The sequence below is a fragment of the Patulibacter defluvii genome, assembly GCF_034096925.1.
In the GTDB taxonomy this organism is placed as follows: Bacteria; Actinomycetota; Thermoleophilia; order Solirubrobacterales; family Solirubrobacteraceae; genus Patulibacter; species Patulibacter defluvii.
On the sequence record NZ_JAWZSQ010000002.1, the window covers coordinates 13191 to 36586 of the forward strand.

The following is a 23396-nucleotide window of genomic DNA, read 5'->3' on the forward strand; positions in this document are numbered from 1 at the left end:
GTGCTTCCGATCCCCGTGCTCCTGACCGTCGCGGTGGCGCTCTCCGGCTGCGGGGGCGACGAGACCGCGGACGCCGCCCGCGACCGGGCGCCGAAGGGCGCCGGGCCGACCCGCCAGGTGGCCGCCACGACCGGGGTCCAGGCGCGTCCGCTGGCCCGCGGCTTCCGCGCCGTCACCGGCCTGGTCAGCGAGCCCGGCCGCCGCGGGCGGACGCTGGTGCTGGAGCAGGTCGGCACCGCGCGCTGGCTCGACGGCGACGGTCCGGCCGCCGGCGCGCCGTTCCTCGACCTGCGGCCGATCGTCAAGTTCGGCGGCGAGCAGGGGCTGCTGGGGCTGGCCTTCCTGCCCCGCCGCGGCGGCCAGCCGCAGCGGGTGGCCGTCCACCACAGCGACCGCGACGGCAATACCCGGGTCGCGCTCTACGCCCTCCGCGGCGGGCGGGTCGACCCGACCAGCGGCCGCACGATCCTGCAGGTCGAGCAGCCCTACGCCAACCACAACGGCGGCGCGATCGTGACCGGCCGCGACGGCCGCCTGTACCTGGGCCTGGGCGACGGCGGCTCGGCCTTCGACCCGCGCCAGAACGGCCAGGACCTGAAGAGTCAGCTGGGCAAGCTGCTGCGCTACGACCCGGCCGCCGCCCGTCCCCGCTGGCAGATCGTGGCCTACGGCCTCCGCAACCCGTGGCGGACCTCGGTCGATCCGCGGACCGGCGACCTCTGGATCGGCGACGTCGGCGAGCAGACGCTGGAGGAGATCGACCGCCTGCCCTACGCCCGCACCCAGCGGTTCGACCCGCCGACCAACTTCGGCTGGGCGGCGTTCGAGGGCAGCCGCCGGCAGCAGGGCAAGGACCTGAACCCGGCCGGCCGGCTGACCTGGCCGGTCGCCTCGTACGCCCACCGCGGCGGCGCCTGCTCGGTGACCGGCGGCGTCGTCGTCCGCCGCGGCGACGGTCGTTCGGCGACCCCGCGGGCGCTCGCCGACCGCTACGTCTTCGGCGACTTCTGCAACGGCGTCACCTGGTCGGTGGCCGCCGATGGCCGCCACCACCCGATGCGGCGCGAGCCGGCGAAGGTCCCCCGCCAGTCGGCCTACCTGCAGGATGCCCGCGGCCGGGTGCTGGTCGGCACCGTCGGCGGGCAGGTCCTCGAGCTGCGCTAGAGCCCGCGGGGATGGACCTCGCGGAAGCCGGCGACCCCGCGGGTGGCCGACTGCCAGCGGGACCCGGTCTGCCGCAGCCCCGAGGTGTCGAAGCGGAGGCCGGCGACGAACATGAACGCGTGGCCGCCGTTGGCGTAGATCGTCACCCACTTGCCCGGGCCGGGCTCGAACTCCTCGGCCATCGCGCCCGAGACCATCGGCGCGTCGATCACCCCGGCCGCGGCCAGCGCGTAGCTGATCGAGCCCGAGCAGTCGTAGGCGGTGTCCGACCAGATCGAGCCGGCGAAGCGCCCGTGGCCGCCGCCGTAGACGTACGGCTTGCGGGCGACGGCGTTGGCGGCCTGGATGATCTGGACCACCCGGTTCGGCGCGTCCGGCGGGATCGAGGCCATGCCGTTGCCGTCGACCGTGGCGGCGCTGATCAGCGTGCGGGCGGTGCGGGCCTTCTTGCCGTCCCCACCACCGCCGCTGAGGGCCCGCTCCAACTCCTCGGCCACCTGCTCGTCCGACGGCGCGCCGGAGGGCAGCGTGTCGGGCGCCTGCTCGTCGGCCGGCGGCGCCGCGGCCCGCTCGCGCTGGCGGCTGGCGGGGGCGGGGTCGGGCGCGCCGACTGGCTCCTCGACCGGGATCGGCAGCGCCGGCGCGTGCAGCGCCCAGGCGTGGATCTCGGCGTGCGGCCCGCTCGACCCGCCAGCCCCGGCCAGGGCGACGCCGCCGCCGATCGCGACCGCCGCCACCGCGACGGCGTAGGGGCCGCGCCGGCGCCACCAGGGGCGGGGGGCTGTGGGCTCCGCGTCCATCGTCGCCCACGATACCCCGGCCTCGCGCCTCGCGTGGCCGCCCGGCTCGCCCGCCCGGCCTCGCGTGGCGGCTGACCCCCGGCGCGCGGGGCCGATCCGCCACGCGAGCCGGGGGGAGGTAGCCTTGCGCGGGTGCTCGACGCGCTCCTGCTGCTGCTGCCGGCGCTGCTGGTCGGCGCGCTGGTGCTGGCCGGCTGGCTGCCGGGCGAGGAGCGGATCCTGCGGGCGGCCCGGCGCCGCGCTCGCCGCCGTCTTCCGGCCGGCAATCGACGGATCTCCTCGCCGCGGCCCGAGCGCCGTCGCGACCCGCACGGGCGGACCGCCTGGGGTGCCCGCTCGTCGCGCGGACCGCCGCTCGTCGTCGCCTGACCCGCGCTCGCCCGCCGCGAGCGCCGCCACCCGCGAGCGTCGCCGGACGGACCCCGTCCCGCGCGCCCGTCCCCGCACGCCGGCCGGCAGCGTCCGCGCCCAGGCGTCATCGTCCGTGCGACCCCGAGGTCCCCGTGCCCTGCTTCCGCCGTTCCCTGGCCGTCCCGATCGCGCTGCTGCTGGCGGCCGTCGCCGCCGCGCCCGCCGCCGCCCACCAGGCCGACCCCGACTACGACTCGGTCCTGACCGGCGTCCGCCCGGCCGCGGCCGGGCTCGAGGTGTCCGTGCTCGACCGCGGCGACCGGCTGGCGCTCCGCAACGGCGGGCCGCACCTGATCGAGATCCCCGGCTACCAGGACGAGCCCTACCTGCGGCTGCTGCCGAACGGCGCCGTCGAGGAGAACGAGCGCAGCCCGGCCGCCTACCTCAACGACGATCCGAAGGGCCGGTCGACGGTGCCGGCCAGCGCCGACGCGAAGGCCGATCCGGTCTGGCGGACGATCGACCGCGCTGGCCGGATCGAGTTCCACGACCACCGGATCCACTGGATGGGGGCCAAGCGACCGCCGCAGGTGACAGATCCGGGGCGGCGGACGAAGGTCTACGACTGGAAGGTCCCGATCCGGGTCGACGGTCGTCCGGCCGCGATCGACGGGACGCTCTTCTGGACCCCCGAGGAGGAGAGCTCCGTGCCGCTGCCCGCGATCGTCGCGCTGGCCGTGCTGCTGGTCGCCGCGGCGGCGACGGTGGTGGTCGTACGCCGGCGGCGGGCGGCCGACGGCGGGGTCGCCGAGCGGGAGGACGCGTGGTGAGCCCCGCCGCCCGCACCGCGCCAGGGCGGGCGCTGCGCCTGGCGCTGCTGGCGCTGCTGGTGGCGCTGGCGCTGCCGGCGGTGGCGGGCGCGCACGCCTCGCTGACCGGCTCGCAGCCGGCCTCGGGCGCGGTCGTCGAGCGGGCGCCGGAGCGGGTGGTCTTCCGCTTCAGCGAGCAGGTCGAGGGCGCGTTCGGGGCGCTGCGGGTGGTCGACGAGCGCGGGCGCCGGGTCGACGACGGCCACGTCACGCGGACCGACGGCGGCTCGGCGCTGGCCGTCGGGCTGCGGAGCGGGACCGGCCGCGGGGCCTACACGGCCACCTACCGCGTGGTCTCGGCCGACGGCCACCCGGTCAGCGGCGGGATCACCTTCACCGTCGGACGCGGCGTGACCGCGGTCCCGCTCGACGTCCGCACCCAGGCCGCGGCGGCCAGCGCGCCGGCCGGGATCGGGACTGGGCTGGCGGTCGCGCGGGCGGTCCGCTACCTGGGGATCGGCGCCGTCGTCGGCCTGCTGGTGCTGCTGCTGGCCGTCTGGCGGCCGCTGCTCGCCGCCGGCCGGGTGCAGGAGCCGGCCCGCGAGCCGTTCGCGCGCGCGGCCCGGCGGCTGCTGCGCGGCGCGGCGATCGTCGGCGCGGTCGGGGCGCTGGCGGCGCTGGTGCTGCAGACGGCCAACGCCGGCGGGACCGGCCTGCTCGACGCGCTCCGTCCGCGGGCGCTCGGCGACGTGCTGGGGACCCGGACGGGGATCTGGTTCGCGCTCTCGGCGGCGGCCTTCGCGCTGCTCGCCGGGCTGGCGGGACGGCTGGTGCGGGCTCCGCGCGGGCCGCTGGCGGTCGCCGCCGGGGCGCTGCTGGTGCTGCTGGTGGTGGCTCCGGCGCTCGGCGGCCACGCGGCCGCGTCGTCGCCGGCGGCGGTCCTGATCCCGGTCGAGATCGTCCACGTGGCCGGGATGGGCGCCTGGGTCGGCGGGCTGGCGGCGCTGCTGCTGGTGCTGCCGCGGGCGACCCGCGCGCTGCCGACCGGGCAGCCGCGGACGGCGCTGCTGGCCGCGGTGCTGCTGCGCTTCTCGCCGGTCGCGCTGGTCTCGGTGGCGGCGCTGACCGTGGCCGGGACGACGCTGGCGATCCTCCAGCTGACCACGCTCTACGACCTGACCGACAGCGCCTATGGCCGCGCGATCCTGATCAAGGCGACGCTGCTGACGGTCGCGATCGGGATCGCGGCGCTCCAGCGCGAGCTGCTGCTGCCGCGGCTGCGGCGGCTGGCCGCGGGGAAGGGGGACGACGGCGAGGGCGACGCGCCGCCGGCCGCCACCGGCCGCCACGTGCGGACGGCGCTGCGGGCCGAGCTGGCGCTGCTGGCCACGGTCCTCGTGACCACCGGCGCGCTGGCCGGCTACGCCCCGCCGAAGGCGACCACGAGCGGCCCGGTCGCCGTCACCCGCGACGTCGAGGACCTCGAGGTCCAGCTGGTGGTCGACCCGGCCCGCCGCGGACCGAACGCGCTCCACCTGTACGTGCTCGACCGCCGCGGGCGGCCGCTGGCGCGGGTGGCCGAGCTGCGGGTGCGGGCGCTGCCGCCCAACCGCGGGACCCCGCTCGACGTGCCGGCGCGGCCCGCCGGTCCCGGTCACTGGCTGGCGCCGGCGGTGCCGCTGGCCACCCGCGGCGGCTGGCGGATCAGCGTCGAGCTGCGCCGTTCGGCGTTCGATCAGATCGAGGTCGAGCTGCCCGTGCGGGTGCGCTGAGCGGGCCGCGACGGGAACGCCGGCGGCTCCGAATCGTCGCCGTCGGCGCTTGCGTCCGCAACGATCCTGAGGAACCCTTTACCGTCGGTTCAGGGCTCGCGCCCGCGAATGCGCCAGAATGCCGCGCATGCCCTCCGGATCGAAGAGCAAGCAGGACGCTGCGCGCAAGGCGCGGCTGGAGCGCGAAGCAGCCGAACGAGCAGCCGCCGACCGCAAGAAGCGGCTGGGGATCCTCGGCGCGGCGGTCCTCGCGATCGTCGTCGTCGTCGGCATCGTCCTGGCCGCGGGCGTCTTCAAGGACGACCCCGCCGACAAGGGGACGAAGACGAACGTCCCCGGCGGCGGCACGGTCACCGGCGTCAAGGAGACGACCGACCTCCTCAAGGGGATCCCGGTCAAGGGCAACCGCCTCGGCCAGCCGAACGCGCCGGCGACGATCATCGAGTTCGCCGACCTCAAGTGCCCGATCTGCAAGGAGCACGAGCTGACCAACCAGCCGACGATCATCAAGGACCTGGTCCGGACGGGGAAGGCGAACCTCGAAGTCCGGCTGGTCAACGTGATCGATCCGAACATGGGCACCGTCGACGGCGAGCGCGCGCGGACCGTCGCCAACAACCTGCTGACGACGGACAAGTACTGGGCGTTCGTCCACACGACCTACTACAACCAGGGCGCCGAGCAGGAGAGCTGGGCGACCGACAAGAAGCTGAAGGAGATCGCGCTCGCGGTCGGCGTCCCCGAGGGCCAGATCTCCTCGCGGCTGACCGCCACCAACCGCGACGCGCAGGCCGCCGACCAGAAGCTGTTCGAGGACCTGGGCGCCACCGGCACCCCGTCGCTCTTCGTCCAGGCCCGCGGCACGCGCGAGTACCGGCCGGTGCAGAACTTCACCAGCATCGACGACATCACCAAGGCGGTCGACGAGGCCGCCAAGAAGGCGAAGTAGCCCCCCATGCTCGACCGCCGGCTGCGCATCGCCAGCTTCGTCATCGCCCTGATCGGCCTGGGCGCGGCCGGCTACCTGACGTACTCCAAGTACGCCCACGGCGGCGTCTGCGGGGTCAGCGGGGGCTGCACCATCGTGCAGCAGTCGAAGTGGTCCGAGCTGTTCGGGATCCCCGTGTCGGTGCTGGGCATCGCCGGCTACGTGGTGATCCTGGGCACGCTCAGCCTGCGGGGCGAGACGGCGCGGCTGGCGCTGGTGGTGGCCACCGGCGGCGGCTTCCTCTTCTCGCTCTACCTGATGTACCGGGCCTACATCACGCTCGAGGCGTTCTGCCCCTTCTGCACGACGAGCGCGGTCTGCATGACGCTGCTCTTCCTGATCAGCGCCGCCCGCTTCGTCCGCGGTCCCGACCGGCTGGCGGTCGCGACCCTCGACGCGGACGACGACGAGGACGGCGCCGCGTCCGACGACGGCGAGCTCGCGGGGGCATGAGCCTCGACGACGCCGAGCTGGACCGGCTGCGGGCCCGGCGCTGGCAGCTGCTCGGCGTCGCGCTGCTGGCGCTGGTGGTGCTGCTCGGGATCGCGATCGCGGGCGGCGCGCTCGGCGGGGGCGGGGAGAAGGGCACCCGCTCGGCCAACGGCATCCGCGGCGCGAAGGAGACGCAGGCGCTGCTGCGCGGCGTGCCCCAGCGCGGGCTGGTGCTCGGGCGGCCGGACGCCCCGGCGACGATCACGCTCTTCGCCGACCTCCACTGCCCCTTCTGCCGCAGCGACGTCACCGGCGACGAGCTGCGGACGCTGATCGACGACCAGGTGCGGCCGGGCAAGGCGAACCTGGAGTTGCGGCTGCTCGGCCGGCTGGCCCCCAACTCGCAGCAGGGGCGGATGGCGGTCGACGCGCTGGCCGCCCGCGGCCGGGCCTGGAACCTCGCGGTGATGCTGTTCTTCAACCAGGGCCCGGAGGGCGGGAACTGGATCGACGACCGGCTGCTGCGGCGGATCGGCGAGGTCGGCCCGGGGCTGGCCGGGCTGCCGCTGAGCGTGCGCGAGGACGCCGGGGGCCGGCGGCTGATGGCCGAGACCGACGCCCTCGCCAAGCGCTGGGACGTCGGCGGGACGCCCAGCTACTTCGTCGGCGCGCGGGGCGGCCGGGACGCCCGCGAGATCGGCCGCAGCGCGCTCGGCGGACGCGCGGGCCGGATCGGCGACGCGGTCGCCGAGCTGCAGCCCTGAGCGGCGATTCCGACCCTGAAGGTCGGGTACGTAGGGTGATACCCTACGTAGTCGTGAAGAAGACGAGCATCTACATCGAGGACCAGCTCGACGAGGCGCTCGCCCTCCGTGCCGCCGAGGAGGGCATCACCAAGGCCGAGTTCATCCGTCGGACGCTGAGCGGGGCGGTGCGGCCCAAGCGACAGCTGCCGAGGTCGATCGGGGCCTTCAGCAGCGGGCGCGGAGACCTCTCCTCGCGCGTCGACGAGTTCCTGGCCGAGACAGGCTTCGGCGAGTGACGATCGTCCTCGACACGAGCTTCTTCGTCGCCCTGACCGATCGGCGCGACGACGCCCACGCGGAGGTCGCCGCCTACTTCCAGGCGACCGATGAGGACTTCGTCACGACCCCGCTCGCGCTGGCCGAGATGGACCACTTCGCCGCCCGCGTCGGGGGCCCGGACGGTCAGCAGCTGGTCTGGGACGACTTCGACGCCGGCGTCTACGGTCTCCGCTGGTGGGCGGACGGCCTGCGCGACACGATCGCAGTCGCCCGTGGACGCCCGGAGATCGGCTTGACCGATGCGTCGCTGGTCGCGCTGGCGGCGCGGCTGCACACGACCCGGATCGCGACCCTCGACCTCCAGCACTTCCGCGCGGTCACGGACCGCAACGGTCAGCCCTTCACCCTGCTGCCCGCCGACGCCTGAACCCCGGCTCCCCGCCCCTCACCGACACCCGAAGGACCCGCGCATGACGACCACGAACAGCTTCGGCGCCCAGGACACGTTGTCCGTCGGCGACCGCTCGTACGAGATCTACCGGCTCGACGCGCTGCAGTCGCAGTACGACGTCGCCCGCTTGCCCTACTCGCTCAAGATCCTGCTCGAGAACCTCCTGCGCAACGAGGGCGACGGGTCGGTCACCAAGGAGCAGATCGAGGCCCTGGCCACCTGGGACGCGAAGGCCGAGCCCTCGAAGGAGATCGCCTACACGCCGGCCCGGGTCGTCCTCCAGGACTTCACCGGCGTGCCGGCGGTCGTCGACCTGGCCGCGATGCGCGACGCGATGGCCGAGCTCGGCGGCGACCCGTCGAAGATCGAGCCGCTGGTCCCGGCCGAGCTGGTGATCGACCACTCGGTGCAGGTCGACGCCTTCGGCAACCCGCAGGCGTTCCAGATCAACGCCGAGAAGGAGTTCGAGCGCAACAAGGAGCGTTACCAGTTCCTGCGCTGGGGCCAGGAGGCGTTCGAGTCGTTCAAGGTCGTCCCGCCGGACACCGGGATCGTCCACCAGGTCAACCTCGAGTACCTGTCGCGGGCGGTCTTCGTCAACGAGAAGACCGGCCAGGCCTACCCCGATACGCTCGTCGGCACCGACTCCCACACGACGATGGTCAACGGCCTCGGCGTGCTCGGCTGGGGCGTCGGCGGGATCGAGGCCGAGGCGGCGATGCTCGGCCAGCCGATCCCGATGCTGATCCCGAACGTGATCGGCTTCAAGCTCAAGGGCGAGCTGCCCGAGGGCGCGACGGCGACCGATCTGGTCCTGACCGTCACCGAGCTGCTGCGCAAGACCGGCGTCGTCGGCAAGTTCGTCGAGTTCTTCGGCGAGGGCGTCAGCCGGCTGCCGCTGGCCGACCGGGCGACGATCGGCAACATGAGCCCCGAGTTCGGCTCGACCTGCGCGATCTTCCCGATCGACCAGGTGACGCTCGACTACCTGACCTTCACCGGCCGCCCGCGCGAGCAGGTCGACCTGGTCGAGGCCTACGCCAAGGCCCAAGGCCTCTGGCACGACCCGCAGGAGGAGCCGACCTTCAGCCAGATCGTCGAGCTCGACCTGGCCGACGTCGAGCCGTCGATCGCCGGTCCCAAGCGGCCGCAGGACCGGATCGGCCTGCGGGTCGCGAAGGAGGCCTTCCGGACCTCGCTCGGCGACCTGCTCCACGACGGCGCCGGCGAGCCCGGGGCCTACGACAAGGCGCTGGCGAACACCTTCCCGGCCAGCGACCCGACCGCCGCGGCCGAGCCGAACGGGGGCGCCTTCCCGCCGCCGCCGGCCGAGGCGACCGCCGGCCACACCGAGCTCGGGACCGCCGTCGCCGAGTCCGACACCGCGGTCGACGTGACCTACGACGGGCAGAGCTTCCCGCTCGACCACGGCCACGTGGTGATCGCCGCGATCACCTCCTGCACCAACACCTCGAACCCGTCGGTGATGGTCGCCGCCGGCCTGGTGGCCCGCAAGGCCCGCGAGCGCGGCCTGAACCGCAAGCCGTGGGTCAAGACGTCGCTGGCACCGGGCTCGCTGGTGGTCACCGACTACCTCGACCGCGCGGGCCTGACCGAGGATCTCGACGCGCTCGGGTTCAACCTCGTCGGCTACGGCTGCACCACCTGCATCGGCAACTCGGGGCCGCTGCCGGAGGAGATCTCGGCCGGGGTCCAGCAGGGCGATCTGGCGGTCACCTCGGTGCTCTCGGGCAACCGCAACTTCGAGGGCCGGATCAACCCCGACGTGAAGATGAACTACCTGGCCTCGCCGCCGCTGGTGGTCGCCTACGCGATCGCGGGGACGATGGACTTCGACTTCGAGAGCGACCCGATCGGCCAGGACGAGCGCGGCGGCGACGTCTACCTGCGCGACATCTGGCCGACCGAGCACGAGGTCGCCCAGACGGTCCAGGACGCGCTCCAGGCGGACATGTTCCGCAGCAGCTACGCCCAGGTCTTCGACGGCGACGCGAACTGGAAGGGCCTCGACGTCCCGACCGGCGACCGCTACGCCTGGGACGACGCCTCGACCTACGTCCGGCGGGCACCGTACTTCGACGGGATGCCGGCCGAGCCGGCGCCGGTCACCGACATCGCCGGGGCGAAGGTCCTGGCCAAGCTCGGCGACTCGGTGACCACCGACCACATCTCGCCGGCCGGCGCGATCAAGCGCGACGGCCCGGCCGGGCGCTACCTGGAGGAGCACGGCGTCAAGCCGGCCGACTTCAACTCCTACGGCTCGCGGCGCGGCAACCACGAGGTGATGATCCGCGGCACCTTCGCGAACATCCGCCTCCGCAACCTGCTGGCGCCGGGCACCGAGGGCGGGGTCACGAAGAAGGACGGCGAGGTCACCTCGATCTACGAGGCGTCGGAGCAGTACATCGCCGAGGGCACTCCGCTGGTCGTCCTCGGCGGCAAGGAGTACGGCTCGGGCTCGTCGCGCGACTGGGCGGCCAAGGGCACCAACCTGCTCGGCGTCCGGGCCGTGATCGCCGAGAGCTTCGAGCGGATCCACCGCTCGAACCTGGTCGGCATGGGCGTCCTCCCGCTCCAGTTCCCCGACGGCGAGAGCGCCGACTCGCTCGGCCTGACCGGCGACGAGACGTTCTCGATCTCCGGCCTGGCCGACGCCCTCAACGCCGGCGAGCTGCCGAAGACGGTCACCGTCACGGCCGGCGAGAAGACGTTCGAGGCGCGGGTCCGGATCGACACGCCGAAGGAGGCGGACTACTACCGCCACGGCGGGATCCTGCTCTACGTGCTGCGCCAGCTGGTGGCGGCGGGCTGAGTTCCCGCGGGTGGTCGGCGGGCCTTCCCGGGAAGGCCCGCCGACCCTCTCAGCGCCGAACCGCGACGATGTCGAAGCGGCCGATCGGCGTGCCCTTCGTGATCGTCGTGGTGCCGAGGACCTTGTTCAGCGCCGAGGCGGCGTTCGAGGTGAGGGTCGCCACCGCGCCCTCGATCCGGACCGGGTTGCCCTCGACCGCGCCCTTGATCCGGCGCAGGTTGAGGTTGAAGACGGCGAAGCGATCGGTCGCCACGCGGGCGTTGACGTGCGGCTGGCTGCCGTCGAGGACGATCTCCAGGTCCTCGAGGGTGAACGCGGTCGAGCCGGCGGCGAAGGTCAGGCCGCCGCTGTGCTGGAAGAGGCCGCGGAACGTGGTCTTGTTGATCGCGCCGCTGGTGATCGGGAAGGCGTAGGCGCCGCGGCCGGTGGTGGTCGCCGGGCCCTGCGGGGTCACCGTCACGCCCTTCTGGGCCAGGCCCCCCTCGACGCCGTCGTTGAAGGTCAGGGTCGTCGCCCCGCCGCCGAAGGTCAGCTGGGCCTTGGTCGAGGGGGCCACCGTCGCCTCGAGCTTGATCGTCCCCAGCGAGCCGCGCTGGAGCTTCGAGGTCCGCAGGTACTTCCGCGTCGCCTGGAGCAGCGCGTAGGCCACCCGCATCTGGACTCGCTCGACGATCAGCGAGCGCTTCGTGGCCCGGATCCGCGCGCCCTTCAGCAGCACCCGGAAGAGGCTCGTCCGCCGTCCCTCCAGGACCGCCGAGCCGCGGATCGTGCGCTTGCCGATCGTGATCCGCAGCTCGGTCATCGTCAGCACCCGGTCGCCGCGCCGGAACTCGATCCCGCCGCCCAGGTGGTCGACCTTGGCGGTCAGGCTCTTCGGCCGCATCAGCCCCCGCGAGACCGGCAGCTTCAACTGCCCCGTCGAGAGCGTGGTCGCCGTCGGCAGCGCCCGGACCGTGATCCCCGCCCGCCGCAGGTTGCGCTTGCCCGCCGGGCTGAAGCTGATCGTCGTCGTGCCGCCGCCGATCACGGACGGCGCGGTCGAGGCGGCGCTCGCCACGCCCGGCACGACGAGCGCGAACGCGAGCGTCGCGACCGTGGCCGCGGGCGCGAACCCCCGCGCGAACGGGCGACGTGGACGGTGACGGTGCGGCATGCAGACCCCCTTCGGACGACGCGGGTGCGTGACCCGTAAGCACACAGGATGCCGCCTGGGCGCGAACCATGGGCCGGTCGCGCACCGCCGGGTCGCCGCACGGCCCGGCGGCGCTAGGGTTCAGGCCGCCCGGCGGGTCGTCCGCCCGCGATCCCCAGGCCGTGCTCGCTCCGCTCGATCCCTCCGTCGCCTCGCTCGTCGCCACCACCCTCGAGCTGGCCGCGATCCCCGCCCCGACCGGCGACGAGGGCACCCGCGCCGACGAGGTCGACCGCCGCCTGCGGGCGCTCGGCCTGACGCCCGAGCGCGACCCGGTCGGCAACGTCGTCGCCCGGATGCCGCTGGCCGGCGGCCGCCCCGCCGACCCCGACGCGCCGGCGCTGGTCGTCTCCGCCCACCTCGACACCGTCTTCGGCCGCGAGGTCGCCCTCGAACCGCGGCGCGACGGCGACCGGCTGCTGGGCCCCGGGATCGGCGACGACACCGTCGCCCTCGCCGCCCTCCTGACCCTCGCCGAGGACCTGGTCGCCGAGCCGCCACCGACCGCGGTGGTGCTGGCCGCGACCGTCGGCGAGGAGGGCCTCGGCGACCTGCGCGGCGCCAAGCACCTGCTGCGCCACGTCCCGACCCGGGCCTTCGTCGCCGTCGAGGGCCACCTGCTCGACGACCTCGTCGTCGGCGGGATCGGGGCGCTGCGGCTGCAGGCCAGCTACCGCGGCCCGGGCGGCCACTCGTGGGGCGACCGCGGGACCGCCAGCGCCGCCCACGCGCTGCTCGCCGCCGGCGCCGCCGCGCTGCGGGCCGTGCCCGCCGGCCGCCACGTCAACGTCGGCGTGGTCGAGGCCGGCACCACCGTCAACGCGATCGCCGCCGAGGCGCGGCTGCTCGTCGACCTCCGCGACGAGGACGACCAGCGGCTGCGGCGGACCGCGACCCTCGTCCGGCGGGCGCTCGAGGCCGCCCCGCGCGGGATCCACGCGACCGTCGAGCAGGTCGGCCACCGCCCCGCCGGCCGGACCCCGCACGACCATCCGCTCGTCCGCGCCGCGCGCGAGGCGCGCGCCGCCGTCGGCCTGCCGCCGGCCCGCGAGGACGCCGGATCGACCGAGTGCAACGCCGCCTTCCCGCTGGCGATCCCGACGGTCTGCGTCGGCATCACCCACGGCGGCGACATGCACCGGACCAGCGAGTGGGTGGCGATCCCGCCGATCGCCCGCGGCCTGGCCTCCCTCCGCGCCCTGGTCCGGCGGGCGGCCGCGGAGGGCAGCGGTGTCTGACCTGGTCGTCGGCGAGGACGGCCTCGCGCGCTGCCGCTGGGGCGCCGGCGACCCGCTCTACCGCGCCTACCACGACCAGGAGTGGGGCCGGCCGCTGCACGGCGAGCGGGCGCTGTTCGAGCTGATGACGCTCGAGGCGTTCCAGAGCGGCCTGGCCTGGATCACGATCCTGCGCAAGCGCGACGGCTTCCGGGCCGCCTTCGACGGCTTCGATCCCGAGCGGGTCGCCGCCTACGGCGAGCGCGAGACCGCCCGCCTGCTGGCCGACGCCGCGATCGTCCGCAACCGGGCGAAGGTCGCGGCCACGATCGCCAACGCGCGGGCGACGGTGGCGCTGCGCGAGGACGGCGGGCTCGACGCGCTGCTGTGGTCGTTCGCCGAGCCGGCCGCCGCCGAGCGCCCCGGCCGGCCCGCGACCTTCGCCGACGTGCCCGCGGTCACGGCGACCTCGAAGGCGATGGCGAAGGAGCTGAAGCGGCGCGGGTTCGCCTTCGTCGGCCCGACCGTGGCCTACGCCTTCATGCAGTCGATGGGCGTGGTCGACGACCACGTCGCCGGCTGCCACTGCGCGGCGGACTGAGCGCGCCCCCAGCCGTCGGCGAGCTGCTGGCGCCAGCCGCCGGGCAGCAGCTCGGCCGGGTCGAACGGCCCGGTCGCGGCGGCGACGAAGCCGAGCCGGGCGCTGCCGTCGAGCAGTCGGACGGCGCCGAGCGCCAGGCCCTCGGGCACGACCGCCGCCAGCGCCGCCAGCTCGCTCTCCGGGATCGACCAGAGCTCGACCTCGATCTGACCGCTGCCGCTCGCCGCGACGCTGCCGCCGACCGGGCGCAGCAGGCCGGGCCGCGGACCGACGGGCGTCCGCAGCAGCCGCAGGGCGTGGCCGGCGGCCGTCCGGGTCGCGCGCTCGAACTGTCCGCCGCGCTCGACCAGCTGCGGGTTGGCGGGCAGGCCGGCCATGTGGGCGCCGGCGACCACGACCTCCAGCCGCCCCGACGGCGCCGGCTCGGTCAGCGCCCGCTCCCAGTGGGCGCCGAGCTCCAGCAGCAGCTCGTCGTGCCAGGCCGGCGCCAGCAGCGTGACCCCGAACGGGACGCCGTCCGGACGCGGCGGGCCGGGCAGCGCCAGTCCGCAGAGGTCGAGCAGGTTGACGCCGTTGGTGAAGCGCCCGAGCCGGGCGTTGACGCCGACGGGGTCGGCCGCGACCTCGGCCGCGGTCGGGTGGATCGGCGCCGTCGGCACCAGCAGCGCGTCGATCCCGGCCAGCGTCTCCGCGGCGGCGGCCCGCAGCGCCCGCAGCCGCTCACCGGCGGCGAACAGCGCGTGGGCGGGCAGGTCGCGCCCGCCGAGCACGATCGCGCGCACGACCGGGTCGGCGTCGGCCGGATCGCGCTCCAGGAACGGGCCGACGGCGGCGTAGCGCTCGGCCACGAACGGGCCCTCGTAGAGCAGCCGCGCGGCCTCGAGGAAGGGGGCCAGGTCGACCGCGACGACCTCGCCGACGTCGCCGGCGTGGTCGACCGCGGCGCGCCAGGCGGCCCGGGTCTGCTCGTCGCCGTCCTCGTCGAGCGCGCCGCTCGCGAGGCCGATCCGCCACGGCCGCCGGTCGCGGTCGCGGTCGCGGGCGGCCAGCCGGCGCGTGGCGGCGTCCCACCCGCGGGGCCGGGCCCGCGACCACGGATCGCGCGGGTCCGCGAGGCCGTCGGCGCGGTCGCCGGGGGTCGCGCGGGTGAGGGCGTCGAGCACCGTCGCGGCGCCGTCGACGTCGCGGGTGAAGAGCGACACGCAGTCCAGCGACGCGCAGGCGGGCAGCACGCCGGCCGTGCTCAGGCGCCCGCGGGTCGGCTTCAGCCCGACGATCGCGTTGAAGCCGGCGGGCACCCGGCCCGATCCGGCGGTGTCGGTGCCGAGCGCGAAGTCGACGTCGCCGCGGGCGACCGCGACCGCCGACCCGGAGCTGGACCCGCCGCTGATCCGGTCCGGGTCGGCGACGCTGCGCGGGCCGCCGTGCGGCGACCGGGTGCCGACCAGGCCGGTCGCGAACTGGTCGAGGTTGGTCTTGCCGACCGGGACCGCGCCGGCCGCGATCAGCTGCTCGACGACCGTCGCCGAGCGCTCGGGCACGAACGCGAACGACGGGCAGGCCGCGGTCGTCGGTGTGCCCGCCAGGTCGATGTTGTCCTTGATCGCGAAGGTCAGCCCGGCCAGCGGCGCCTGCGGCCCGGCCGCGGCGGCGCGGGCGGCGTGGGCGTCGAGGGTCGCGTCGTCGAGCAGCGCGATCCAGCTCGGGCCGGGGTCGGCGGCGGCCCGGTCACGGGCGGCGCGGGCGCGCTGCCGCGGGTCGGCGGCTCCGCCGCGGACGGCGGCCAGCGCCGGGCCCAGGCCGACCGGTCGCGGCGGGGACATCACGCGGCCCACGAGGCCCGCTCGCGGTCGAAGGCGCTGCGGCGACGGTCGTGGTGGGCGGCGATCTCCGGCGCGTGATCGCGCTCCAGCGCCCGGCGGTCGGCGAGCGAGAAGCTCCGCTCGCGGATCGAGACGACGTTGCGACCGTCCTTGGCGGCGGCCCGCAGCCGCCGCAGCTGGTCGGCGTCGACGAGCTCGAAGCGCAGCACGTCGAAGTGGTCCAGCAGCCACGGCCGGTCGGGCGAGAGCCGGCCGCCGCCGGCGCCGTCGGCGAACCGCCGCATCCAGACCGGGACCGTGCGGCCGAACAGCTGGTAGCCGCCCGGGCCCTCCATCCCGTAGACGCAGAGGAAGGCCCCGCCGATCCCGACCGCGTTCTCGGGCGTCCAGGTGCGGGCGGGGGTGTACTTGGTCGTCACCAGCTGGTGACGGGGATCGAGCGGCAGCGCGACCGGCGCGCCGAGGTAGACGTCGCCGAGCCCGACCACCACGTAGCGCGCGGCGAGCACGACGTCCTGCACCGCCTGGCGGTCGGGAAGCCCGTTGATCCGGCGGATGTACTCGATGTTGTCCGGGCACCAGGGGGCGTCGGGGAAGACGTGCTCCTGGTAGTGGCGCATCGCCCGGACGGCCTCCGGGTCCTCCCACGAGAGCGGCATCGTGACTTCGCGGGCGGGGATCGTCAGCGCGTCGATCGGGGCCAGCTCCGCCTCGACCTGCTGGAGCGCGTCGAGCAGCCGCGGCAACGCCAGCCGGTGGCGGTCGAACCGCACCTGCAGGCAGCGGACGCCGGGCGTCAGGTCGTGGACGCCGGGGATCGCGCGCTCGCGGAGGACCCGCTGGAGCGCGTGGACCCGCAGTCGCAGGCCGAGGTCGATCGACGGGTCGCCGTACTCGACGACCAGGTTCTCGTCGCCGGCGCGGCGGAAGCGGACGTTCGGCGCGCCCTCCCGTCCCGGCAGCTCGGCGAGGACCGCCGGGGCGGCGGGCACCGCCGCGGCGGCCCGGCGGACGGGCGCGGCAGCGGCGGGCGGACCGTCGGCGGTGGCCGCCGACGCGGCGTCGAGGGTCAGCCGGACGCGGTCGCCCGGCTTCAGCTGCCCGAGCTTCCAGCGGTCCGCGCGGACGACGCAGAGCGGCGAGCAGAAGCCGCCGAGGCTGGGGCCGTCGGGGCCGACGATGATCGGGGTGCCGCCGCTGAGCATGATCGCCCCCAGCGCGTAGGGCGTCTCGATCACGTTCGAGGGGTCGAGCCCGGCGTCGCCGCCGTCGCGGCGGGCCCACAGGGACCGCTCGATCGCGACCCCGGTCAGGCGGATCCCGGTCCGGTCGGCGTGGCCGTGCACGACCCAGTCGCCGGTCAGGACGCGGTCGAGCCCGGCGGCGGTCAGCAGGTCGGGCGCGCCGTGGGGGCCGTGCTGCACGCGCAGGGTCCAGTCGCCGTCGATCGCCCGCGCCGGCCTCCACCCGTCCCGCGGCTCGTCGACGGCGAGCGGGGCGGGGTGGTCGCGACCGGGATCGGGACCGATCGGCAGCCGGTCGCCGGCCGCCAGCACCCGCCCCTCGTGACCGCCGATCGCGCCGGCGAGGAAGGTCGAGCGGCTGCCGAGCGCGAGCGGGACGTCGAGCCCGCCGCGGATCGCCAGATAGGCGCGGACCCCGGCCCCGAGGGTCGCGCCGACCGCCAGCTCGGCCCCGGCCCGCAGCGGCAGCGCGACGTCGTGGGGCACCGGGACGCCGTCGACCGCGAGCGCCACCGGGGCTCCGGAGACCGCCACCAGCCCACCGCCGGGGAACCGCAGCGTCGGGCCGGCCAGCGTCACCTCGAGCAGCGCCGCGCCCTCGGGGTTGCCGACCAGCGCGTTGGCGCGCGCGGCCGAGCGCTCGTCCATCGGGCCCGACGGCGGGACGCCGACCTCCCAGAGGCCGATCCGTCCCGGCAGGTCCTGGACCGAGGTCTGGAGCCCCGGGGCGACGACGTCGACCTGGCGCAGCAGCGCGCGCATCGTCGCCGCGCAGCTCATCGCGCCGTTCCGGGCCGGGGGTCGCCCGCGCGCCAGCGGGCGGGCAGGGTCCCGGGGGCCGCCGCCGGCGCGTCGGGGTCGCCGGCCGCCGCATGGACGGCGTCCCACACCAGCAGCCGCGCCGGGGTCGGGTCGTAGCCGTTGCAGGGGTTGTTCAGCTGCGGGCAGTTGCTGATCAGGACCAGCGTCGGCCGCTCGGCCCGCAGCTGCACGTAGCGGCCGGGGGCGGAGATCCCGTCGGCGAACTCGAGCCCGCCGTCCGGGGTCAGCGGGACGTTCATGAAGAAGTTGACGTTCGCCGCCAGGTCGCGCTTGGTCAGCGGCTCGCCGTGCTCCAGCGCCATCCGCAGGAAGGTGTTGCGGCAGGCGTGCATGTGGCGGGTGCGCTCGCCGTAGCGGACGACGTTGGACTCCTGCGAGCAGGCCCCGCCGAGGGTGTCGTGGCGGCCGCAGGTGTCGCCGGTGATCGTCGCCAGCGCGCCGCCCTCGCCGTCGACCAGCGTCGAGCCGGCCCGCAGGTAGACGTTGCCGTTGGTGCGGATCGTCGAGGCGGCGCTGTAGCGGCGGCCGACGTCGTCGGCGTCGTAGAAGAGCGTGTCGACGGCCTGGTTGCCGTGGAGGTCGACGATCCGCAGGACCTCGCCGGGCTCCAGCCGGTGCAGCCAGCCGTCGCCGGCCGGGACGGTGACGTCGAGCCGGGCGGCGGCCGGGTCGAGCGGGCTCTCGCGGGTGCGGACGCCGGGGACCGGGTCGGCGGCGGGGGCGGTGGTGCTCACGGGCGGCTCCGGGTCGGCGCCGCGAGTCGCGCGGCCTGCTCGCTGGCGGCCAGGCCGCGGGCGTTCTCGGGGCAGCGGCGGCGGACCAGGTCGTCGGCGGCGGGCGGGGCGACCGGGTCGATCCGCAGCGCGACCGGCTTCGGCGCCCACGGCCCCGACCCGGCGTGGGGGTGGGGGCCGCAGTAGAGCGCGACCAGCAGGTCCAGCTCGGCGCGCAGCACGACGCCGGCCCCGGCCGGCGAGTGGTCCTCGCGGAGCGCGGTGGTGCCGTCGGCCGCGACGTCGACGAGGCTGAAGAGGTTGACGACGTCGCCGAGGTCGGCCCGGCCGAGGCCGTGCTTGGCGAGCTCGACGGTCAGCGCCTCGCGCCCGCTGCGCCAGCGGTCGTTGCGCTGGCCCTGGTAGTCCTGGGGACCGTGGCGGGCGTCCAGCAGGCGGTCGTCGCCGAGGCCGCCGAACGGGTCGTGGCCGCCGACCTCGTCCTCGGTCAGCGAGAGCAGGATCCGCCCCATGTCCGAGTAGAGCGCGTCGCCGGCGGTCAGCCGCGAGCTGTGCTGCGGCTTGAGCGTGTCGCCCATGCAGTAGCGCTCGGCCGGGTCGGCCAGGCGCAGCGCGGTGAGGGCGACGTTGGCTCCGCCCTCCAGGTCGGTCAGGCGGATCGCGTTGCCGCGCGGGACCGCGGAGGACCAGGTCCAGCCGCCGGGGATCGTGGTCTCCAGCAGCGGGGTCGGGTTGTCGGCTCGGGGCGGCGCTAGGGGCATCGGGGCTCCTCGGGAGGGGGCTCGCCGAGCATAGGTATGACCAATGGGGCGCGACCTTGGACGGCTGGCGAGAACCTCGCCCCGGCGATTGGCCGGCTGGCGGGCCCCGTCGACGGGCGGAAGTACGATCCGGGAATCGCCGACGACCCCTCAGAGCCGCGCGCCAGCGCCGCGCCGCCGGTCGAGCCGGCGGGCCACGGGGCCCGCTCGCTGGCCGAGCGCACCCGCCAGGCGCTGCTGGAGCAGATCCACGCCGGGGCCTTCGCCGGCGACCGGCTGCCGCCCGAGGCCGAGCTCGCCGTCCAGCTGGGGGTCAGCCGCACGACCCTGCGGGCGGCGCTGCACGGGCTCGAGGCGGACGGGCTTCTGACTCGCCGCCGGCGGTTCGGGACGTTCGTCAACCGCCACGTGCTGCGCTCGGCGATGCGGCTCAACCGGCTGGTTCCGTTCACCGCCCTGATCGCCCAGCAGGGGCACGAGCCCGGCGTCCGCCAGTCGCACCGCGTCGCGCCCGCCGGCGCGGCCGCGGGGGTGCTCGGGATCGCGGAGGAGGCCCCGTGCGTCCACGTCGACCGGCTGCTGCTGGCCGGCGAGGAGCCGGTCATCACCGTCGAGGACGTGGTCCCCGTGGCCTGGCTGGCGGTGCCGCTGGAGCAGCTGCAGCTGGGCGAGTCGACGTTCGAGTTCGTCGCCCGCAGCTGCCGGATGCCGGTCGACTACTCGGCGACGGAGATCGTCGCCCGGGTCGCCCGCGACGGCGAGCCGGCCGGGCTGCTGGTGGCCGAGGGCGAGCCCTACATCGAGCTGCTGGAGACGCACTTCTCGCGCGATCACGACGTGGTCGGGCTCTCGCGCGTGCGCGTGGACGGGTCCCGCGCGCGGCTTTCCCTGATCCGTCGCGACACCTGATCGCGGCGAGCGGCGACCCGCCATCCGGCTTGTCCCCCCGGCCGGTCGCCCGGGCCCGGCGCTTGGACGAGCGTCGAAGGTCGGACGAATCGGCCGAACCTATGGTCATACCTATGACCAGTCCCTCCGGCGCGGCCTCCGCCGCGCGGCCACCAGCGGCGCCCCACGCGCTCCGGCGCGACTTCACGCTCCGCTCCGCCTTCTCGTTGGCGTTCGCGTTCATCTCGCCGATCATCGCCCTCTACGCGATCTTCGCCCTCGGCCTCGGCACCTCGGGCGCGTCCTTCTGGTGGGCGTTCCCGGTCGTGCTCGCCGGCCAGCTGCTCGTCGCGCTCAGCCTCGGCGAGCTGTCCAGCCGCTGGCCGATCGAGGGCGGGCTCTTCCAGTGGTCGCGGCGGATGCTCGGCCGCACCTACGGCTGGGCGACCGGCTGGGCCTACATCTGGACGTTGATCGCGCTGATGGTCGCGACCGCCTACGCCGCCAGCCCGTTCGCGGCCGCCGCGCTCGGGATCGACGACCCGAGCACCGAGCTGCGGCTGCTGCTGGCGCTCGGGTTCATCGCGCTCGCCACCCTGGCCAACGTCGTCGGCCGCCGGCCGCTGAAGATCTTCGTGCTGGTCTCGATCGGCTGTGAGCTGATCGGCAGCGTGGTGATCGGGACGATCCTGCTCGTCTTCCACCGCGAGACCGGCCTCGGCGACCTCTTCACGGGGGTCGCTGGCGGCGAGGGATCGTTCGCCCTCGGGCCGTTCCTGGCGGCGGTCGCGATCGTCGGCTGGGCCTTCATCGGCTTCGAGAGCGCGGCCGACGTCGCCGAGGAGGTCGAGGAGCCGGAGCGCAACGTGCCCAAGGCCCTGATCTGGTCGCTGCTGCTGGTCGCGTCGATCGTGATGTACGCCGGCCTGGCGCTGATCCTGGCGATCCCCGACCTGCCCGCCGTGCTCGCCGGCCGGGTCGAGGACCCGATCGCCGCGACGCTCTCGGCCGAGCTCGGCTCGTGGATCGTGCGGCCGATGATGATCGTCGTCTGCACCGGCTTCACCGCCGGCATGGTCGCGATCGGCGCGGCGGTCTCGCGGGTCGTCTACGCGATGGCGCGCGACCGCGAGCTGCCGGCGCCGCGGCTGCTGAGCGCGCTCTCCGCCCGTGAGGGGCTGCCGATCAACGCGATCGTCGTGACCGCCGCGATCTCCGCCCTGCTGCTGGTCGGCGCGGTCGCTCTGGAGCTCTACGACACGCTGATCGCGCTGGCCACGGCCGGCTTCTACGTCGCCTTCGCGCTGCCGGTCGTGGCGCTGCTGATCACCCGGATCCGCGGCGATTGGGAGCCCGGGCCGTTCACCCTCGGCCGGGTCCGCGGCACGCTGGTCAACGTCGCCGCGGCGGCCTGGCTGAGCTTCGAGGTGGTCAACATCGCCTGGCCGCGCGAGATCGGCGCGGCCTGGTACGTCGAGTGGGGCTCGATCCTGATGATCGGCGTGATCGCCCTGCTCGGCGTGGTCGTCGACGGCGCCGTTCGTCGCCGCGAGCGGCCGGCGCCGGCCGCGCGGCTGGCGCCGGAGGCAGTCGGCCAGGGGGCGCGCTGAGCGGCGGGCTGGACGAGCGGCCAAAGCGGTCGCCGTCCGTCGCGCCGGCTGGCGATGTCGCGACGGCGGCCGCCGCGGCAACCTGATCGGTGGGGCGGCCGGCCCACCTGGCCGCCCCCCTCCTCCACCTCGTGGCCCACGGTGCTCGCGCGACGGCGGGCGCCGCGGGCCACGAGGCATCCGGGGCGATCCGCGGACACCGGCGGCGAGACCGGTAGCCTCGCCCCGATGGCGCTGCTCGATCACCTCCCCGGCCGCGGCGCGCCCGCGGCCCCCGCGCGGCTCGACGGTCGCACCACGGTCGTCTGCGGCGGCGCCGGCGAGGTCGGCGAGGGGATCGTCGCGGCGCTGCTGGCCGCCGGCGCGCGGGTGGTGGTGCCCTCGCGCGGGGCCGAGCGGCTGCAGCAGCTGGAGCAGCGGCTGACCGACGCCGGCGCCCCCGCCGAGCGGCTGGTGCCGGTGATCGGCGACCTCTCGGCCGGCGACGGCGCGGCCCGGCGGCTGGCGGCCGACGTCCAGCGGCTGGCCGGCCCGCCCGACCTGGTGGTCGCCGCGCTCGGCGGCTGGGACGCTGGACCGCCGCTGGCCGAGCTGCCGCTGGAGGACTGGGAGCGGACCTTCCACGACGGGCTCCGCAGCCACCACCTGGCCGTGCGGGCGTTCGTGCCGCTGCTGCGCGACCGCCGCGGCGCGGGCTACGTGATGATCAACGGCGCCGCCGCCCGCTACCCGGTCCCCGGATCGGGCGCGGTCTCGACGATCGCCGCCGGCGAGCTGATGGCCGCCCAGGTGCTGGCCGCCGAGGAGTCCGGCTTCGGGATCCAGGTCGAGTCCTACGTGCTCGGCCCGGTCACCACCCGCTCGCGGGCCGACGCCGCGCCGTGGATGGCGACCGCCGAGCAGGTCGGCGAGGTGATCGCCGATCGCGCCGGCCGGCGGCTGGCCGCGGGCGCGCCCGCCGGACCGGCGACCGTGATCGAGATCCTCACCGCCGGCGACCTCCAGAAGGGCCGCGACCTGCCCGCCGGCGGCGTCCGCGGGGCGACCGCCGGCCGCGCCGGCTGGGTCCTCTGGGGCCTCCAGACCGGAGGCATCTCGCGCCAGGTCCGGCGCGGCGCCCCGCCCCGCGGCTGACCGCCGCCTGGTCGCGACCGCGATCGACGAGTACGATCGCCGTGGTGGGTCGGCCGGTCGGGCCGGCTCCTGGGTCCAGCACGACGGAGGTCTTCCATGACGGCGCACGCCGGTCGCTTCTCCCTGCGCGGTCGCGGCGGACGGGGCGCCATCGCCCTGCTCGCGACGCTGCTCGCGATCGCCCTGCCCGCGGGGACGGCCGCCGCCGACCCGAGCCCCGCCCGCTTCCTCGCCGCCTGCCCGGGCGCCGACCAGCCGCAGCGCGCCGCCAAGCCCGCCGAGCGGCTGCTCCGCTGCCTGGTCGACGAGGCCCGCCGCGACGCCCACCGGCCTGCCCTCCGCAGCAACCGCAAGCTGGTCGGGGTCGCGCGCCGGCAGGTCGACCGCTCGGTCGCCGCCGGCCGGCTCGACCACGGGATCGGCGGCAGCTTCGACCAGCGGCTGCGGCGCGCCGGCTACGTCCGCCGCGGCCACCGCTGGGGCGGCGGCGAGGCGCTCGGGGCCGGCCGTGGCGGCAACGCGACGCCGCTGGCCACGATCCTCCGCTGGCTCGCCTCGCACGCCGGCCACCGCGAGGTGGTGCTCGGCCGCAGCGCCCGCGACGTCGGCCTGGCCTGGTCGGGCAAGGGCTCGTCCGGCTTCGGCGGCAGCGGCGCCGGCGCGACCTGGGCGCTGGTCACCGCCTGGCACCGGTGAACGCGCGCGTCGCGGCGGCGGGCGCGGCCGCGGGCCCGAGGCCGCCGCG

The 23396-nt window shown here is 75.8% G+C and carries 22 protein-coding genes; 16 read left to right on the top strand and 6 right to left on the bottom strand.

Going from position 1 to position 23396, the window contains the following annotated elements; all coding sequences use genetic code 11:
- Complete coding sequence (locus SH587_RS02240) at nucleotides 1–1164, top strand: PQQ-dependent sugar dehydrogenase (protein ID WP_320668926.1); 1164 nt, start codon at nucleotides 1–3, stop codon at nucleotides 1162–1164.
- Here SH587_RS02240 and SH587_RS02245 read toward each other — a convergent pair.
- Nucleotides 1161–1964, bottom strand: coding sequence for an NlpC/P60 family protein (locus SH587_RS02245; RefSeq protein WP_320668927.1), 804 nt, complete (start codon nucleotides 1962–1964; stop codon nucleotides 1161–1163). The genes SH587_RS02240 and SH587_RS02245 overlap by 4 nt on opposite strands.
- A gap of 132 nt (nucleotides 1965–2096) precedes the next feature.
- Between SH587_RS02245 and SH587_RS02250 the strand changes: the two genes are divergently transcribed.
- The 9 genes from SH587_RS02250 (at nucleotide 2097) to SH587_RS02290 (ending at nucleotide 10625) form a co-directional block, all read left to right on the top strand.
- Nucleotides 2097–2333: a hypothetical protein gene (locus tag SH587_RS02250; protein WP_320668928.1), complete on the top strand. Its 237-nt coding sequence runs from the start codon at nucleotides 2097–2099 to the stop codon at nucleotides 2331–2333.
- Nucleotides 2334–2467: 134 nt separating this feature from the next.
- A complete protein-coding gene (locus tag SH587_RS02255; RefSeq protein ID WP_320668929.1) occupies nucleotides 2468–3145 on the top strand; it encodes a hypothetical protein in 678 nt (225 codons plus the stop codon).
- Nucleotides 3142–4896 (top strand): copper resistance CopC/CopD family protein, encoded by a 1755-nt coding sequence (locus SH587_RS02260; protein WP_320668930.1) that lies wholly within the window; start codon nucleotides 3142–3144, stop codon nucleotides 4894–4896. The genes SH587_RS02255 and SH587_RS02260 overlap by 4 nt, the downstream gene beginning before the upstream one ends.
- Nucleotides 4897–5023: 127 nt before the next feature.
- Nucleotides 5024–5845 carry a DsbA family protein gene (locus SH587_RS02265; RefSeq protein ID WP_320668931.1) on the top strand — a complete coding sequence of 274 codons (822 nt, stop codon included), beginning with the start codon at nucleotides 5024–5026 and terminating at the stop codon, nucleotides 5843–5845.
- 6 nt (nucleotides 5846–5851) lie between these two features.
- Nucleotides 5852–6337, top strand: a complete 486-nt coding sequence (locus SH587_RS02270) for a vitamin K epoxide reductase family protein (RefSeq protein WP_320668932.1) — start codon at nucleotides 5852–5854, stop codon at nucleotides 6335–6337.
- On the top strand, nucleotides 6334–7080 hold the full coding sequence (locus tag SH587_RS02275; RefSeq protein WP_320668933.1) for a DsbA family protein: 747 nt from the start codon (nucleotides 6334–6336) through the stop codon (nucleotides 7078–7080). Before SH587_RS02270 ends, SH587_RS02275 begins: the two co-directional genes overlap by 4 nt.
- Before the next feature lie 53 nt (nucleotides 7081–7133).
- Nucleotides 7134–7358 carry a ribbon-helix-helix protein, CopG family gene (locus SH587_RS02280; protein ID WP_320668934.1) on the top strand — a complete coding sequence of 75 codons (225 nt, stop codon included), beginning with the start codon at nucleotides 7134–7136 and terminating at the stop codon, nucleotides 7356–7358.
- Nucleotides 7355–7768, top strand: coding sequence for a PIN domain-containing protein (locus tag SH587_RS02285; RefSeq protein WP_320668935.1), 414 nt, complete (start codon nucleotides 7355–7357; stop codon nucleotides 7766–7768). The genes SH587_RS02280 and SH587_RS02285 overlap by 4 nt, the downstream gene beginning before the upstream one ends.
- A 43-nt stretch (nucleotides 7769–7811) precedes the next feature.
- Nucleotides 7812–10625 (top strand): aconitate hydratase, encoded by a 2814-nt coding sequence (locus SH587_RS02290; RefSeq protein ID WP_320668936.1) that lies wholly within the window; start codon nucleotides 7812–7814, stop codon nucleotides 10623–10625.
- Nucleotides 10626–10674: 49 nt separating this feature from the next.
- Here SH587_RS02290 and SH587_RS02295 read toward each other — a convergent pair whose 3' ends face one another.
- The gene (locus SH587_RS02295) at nucleotides 10675–11778 is read right to left on the bottom strand and encodes an HtaA domain-containing protein (RefSeq protein ID WP_320668937.1); all 1104 of its coding nucleotides are present in this window, start codon (nucleotides 11776–11778) and stop codon (nucleotides 10675–10677) included.
- A gap of 161 nt (nucleotides 11779–11939) precedes the next feature.
- On the opposite strand from SH587_RS02295, the gene SH587_RS02300 reads away from it, so the two are divergent.
- Nucleotides 11940–13055, top strand: coding sequence for a M20/M25/M40 family metallo-hydrolase (locus SH587_RS02300; RefSeq protein ID WP_320668938.1), 1116 nt, complete (start codon nucleotides 11940–11942; stop codon nucleotides 13053–13055).
- On the top strand, nucleotides 13048–13635 hold the full coding sequence (locus tag SH587_RS02305; RefSeq protein ID WP_320668939.1) for a DNA-3-methyladenine glycosylase I: 588 nt from the start codon (nucleotides 13048–13050) through the stop codon (nucleotides 13633–13635). The genes SH587_RS02300 and SH587_RS02305 overlap by 8 nt, the downstream gene beginning before the upstream one ends.
- Here the strand turns inward: SH587_RS02305 and atzF are convergent.
- Genes atzF through SH587_RS02325 form a run of 4 tightly spaced genes read right to left on the bottom strand, consistent with a single transcriptional unit; the run spans nucleotide 13566 to nucleotide 19019 of the window.
- Nucleotides 13566–15458: an allophanate hydrolase gene (atzF, locus tag SH587_RS02310; protein WP_320668940.1), complete on the bottom strand. Its 1893-nt coding sequence runs from the start codon at nucleotides 15456–15458 to the stop codon at nucleotides 13566–13568. The two genes, SH587_RS02305 and atzF, sit on opposite strands and share 70 nt — an antisense overlap.
- Nucleotides 15458–17482, bottom strand: a complete 2025-nt coding sequence (locus tag SH587_RS02315; protein ID WP_320668941.1) for a 5-oxoprolinase/urea amidolyase family protein — start codon at nucleotides 17480–17482, stop codon at nucleotides 15458–15460. Before SH587_RS02315 ends, atzF begins: the two co-directional genes overlap by 1 nt.
- Nucleotides 17479–18258: an urea amidolyase associated protein UAAP2 gene (locus SH587_RS02320; RefSeq protein WP_320668942.1), complete on the bottom strand. Its 780-nt coding sequence runs from the start codon at nucleotides 18256–18258 to the stop codon at nucleotides 17479–17481. The genes SH587_RS02315 and SH587_RS02320 overlap by 4 nt, the downstream gene beginning before the upstream one ends.
- A complete protein-coding gene (locus tag SH587_RS02325) occupies nucleotides 18255–19019 on the bottom strand; it encodes an urea amidolyase associated protein UAAP1 (RefSeq protein ID WP_320668943.1) in 765 nt (254 codons plus the stop codon). The genes SH587_RS02320 and SH587_RS02325 overlap by 4 nt, the downstream gene beginning before the upstream one ends.
- A gap of 36 nt (nucleotides 19020–19055) precedes the next feature.
- Between SH587_RS02325 and SH587_RS02330 the strand changes: the two genes are divergently transcribed.
- The 4 genes from SH587_RS02330 to SH587_RS02345 all read left to right on the top strand — a co-directional run bounded on the left by SH587_RS02330 (nucleotide 19056) and on the right by SH587_RS02345 (nucleotide 23347).
- A complete protein-coding gene (locus SH587_RS02330) occupies nucleotides 19056–19928 on the top strand; it encodes a GntR family transcriptional regulator (RefSeq protein WP_320668944.1) in 873 nt (290 codons plus the stop codon).
- A gap of 113 nt (nucleotides 19929–20041) precedes the next feature.
- Nucleotides 20042–21517 (top strand): APC family permease, encoded by a 1476-nt coding sequence (locus SH587_RS02335; protein WP_320668945.1) that lies wholly within the window; start codon nucleotides 20042–20044, stop codon nucleotides 21515–21517.
- A 228-nt stretch (nucleotides 21518–21745) separates the two neighbouring features.
- Nucleotides 21746–22651 (top strand): SDR family NAD(P)-dependent oxidoreductase, encoded by a 906-nt coding sequence (locus SH587_RS02340; protein WP_320668946.1) that lies wholly within the window; start codon nucleotides 21746–21748, stop codon nucleotides 22649–22651.
- A 96-nt stretch (nucleotides 22652–22747) separates the two neighbouring features.
- Nucleotides 22748–23347, top strand: a complete 600-nt coding sequence (locus SH587_RS02345) for a CAP domain-containing protein (protein ID WP_320668947.1) — start codon at nucleotides 22748–22750, stop codon at nucleotides 23345–23347.
- Nucleotides 23348–23396: the final 49 nt, after the last annotated feature.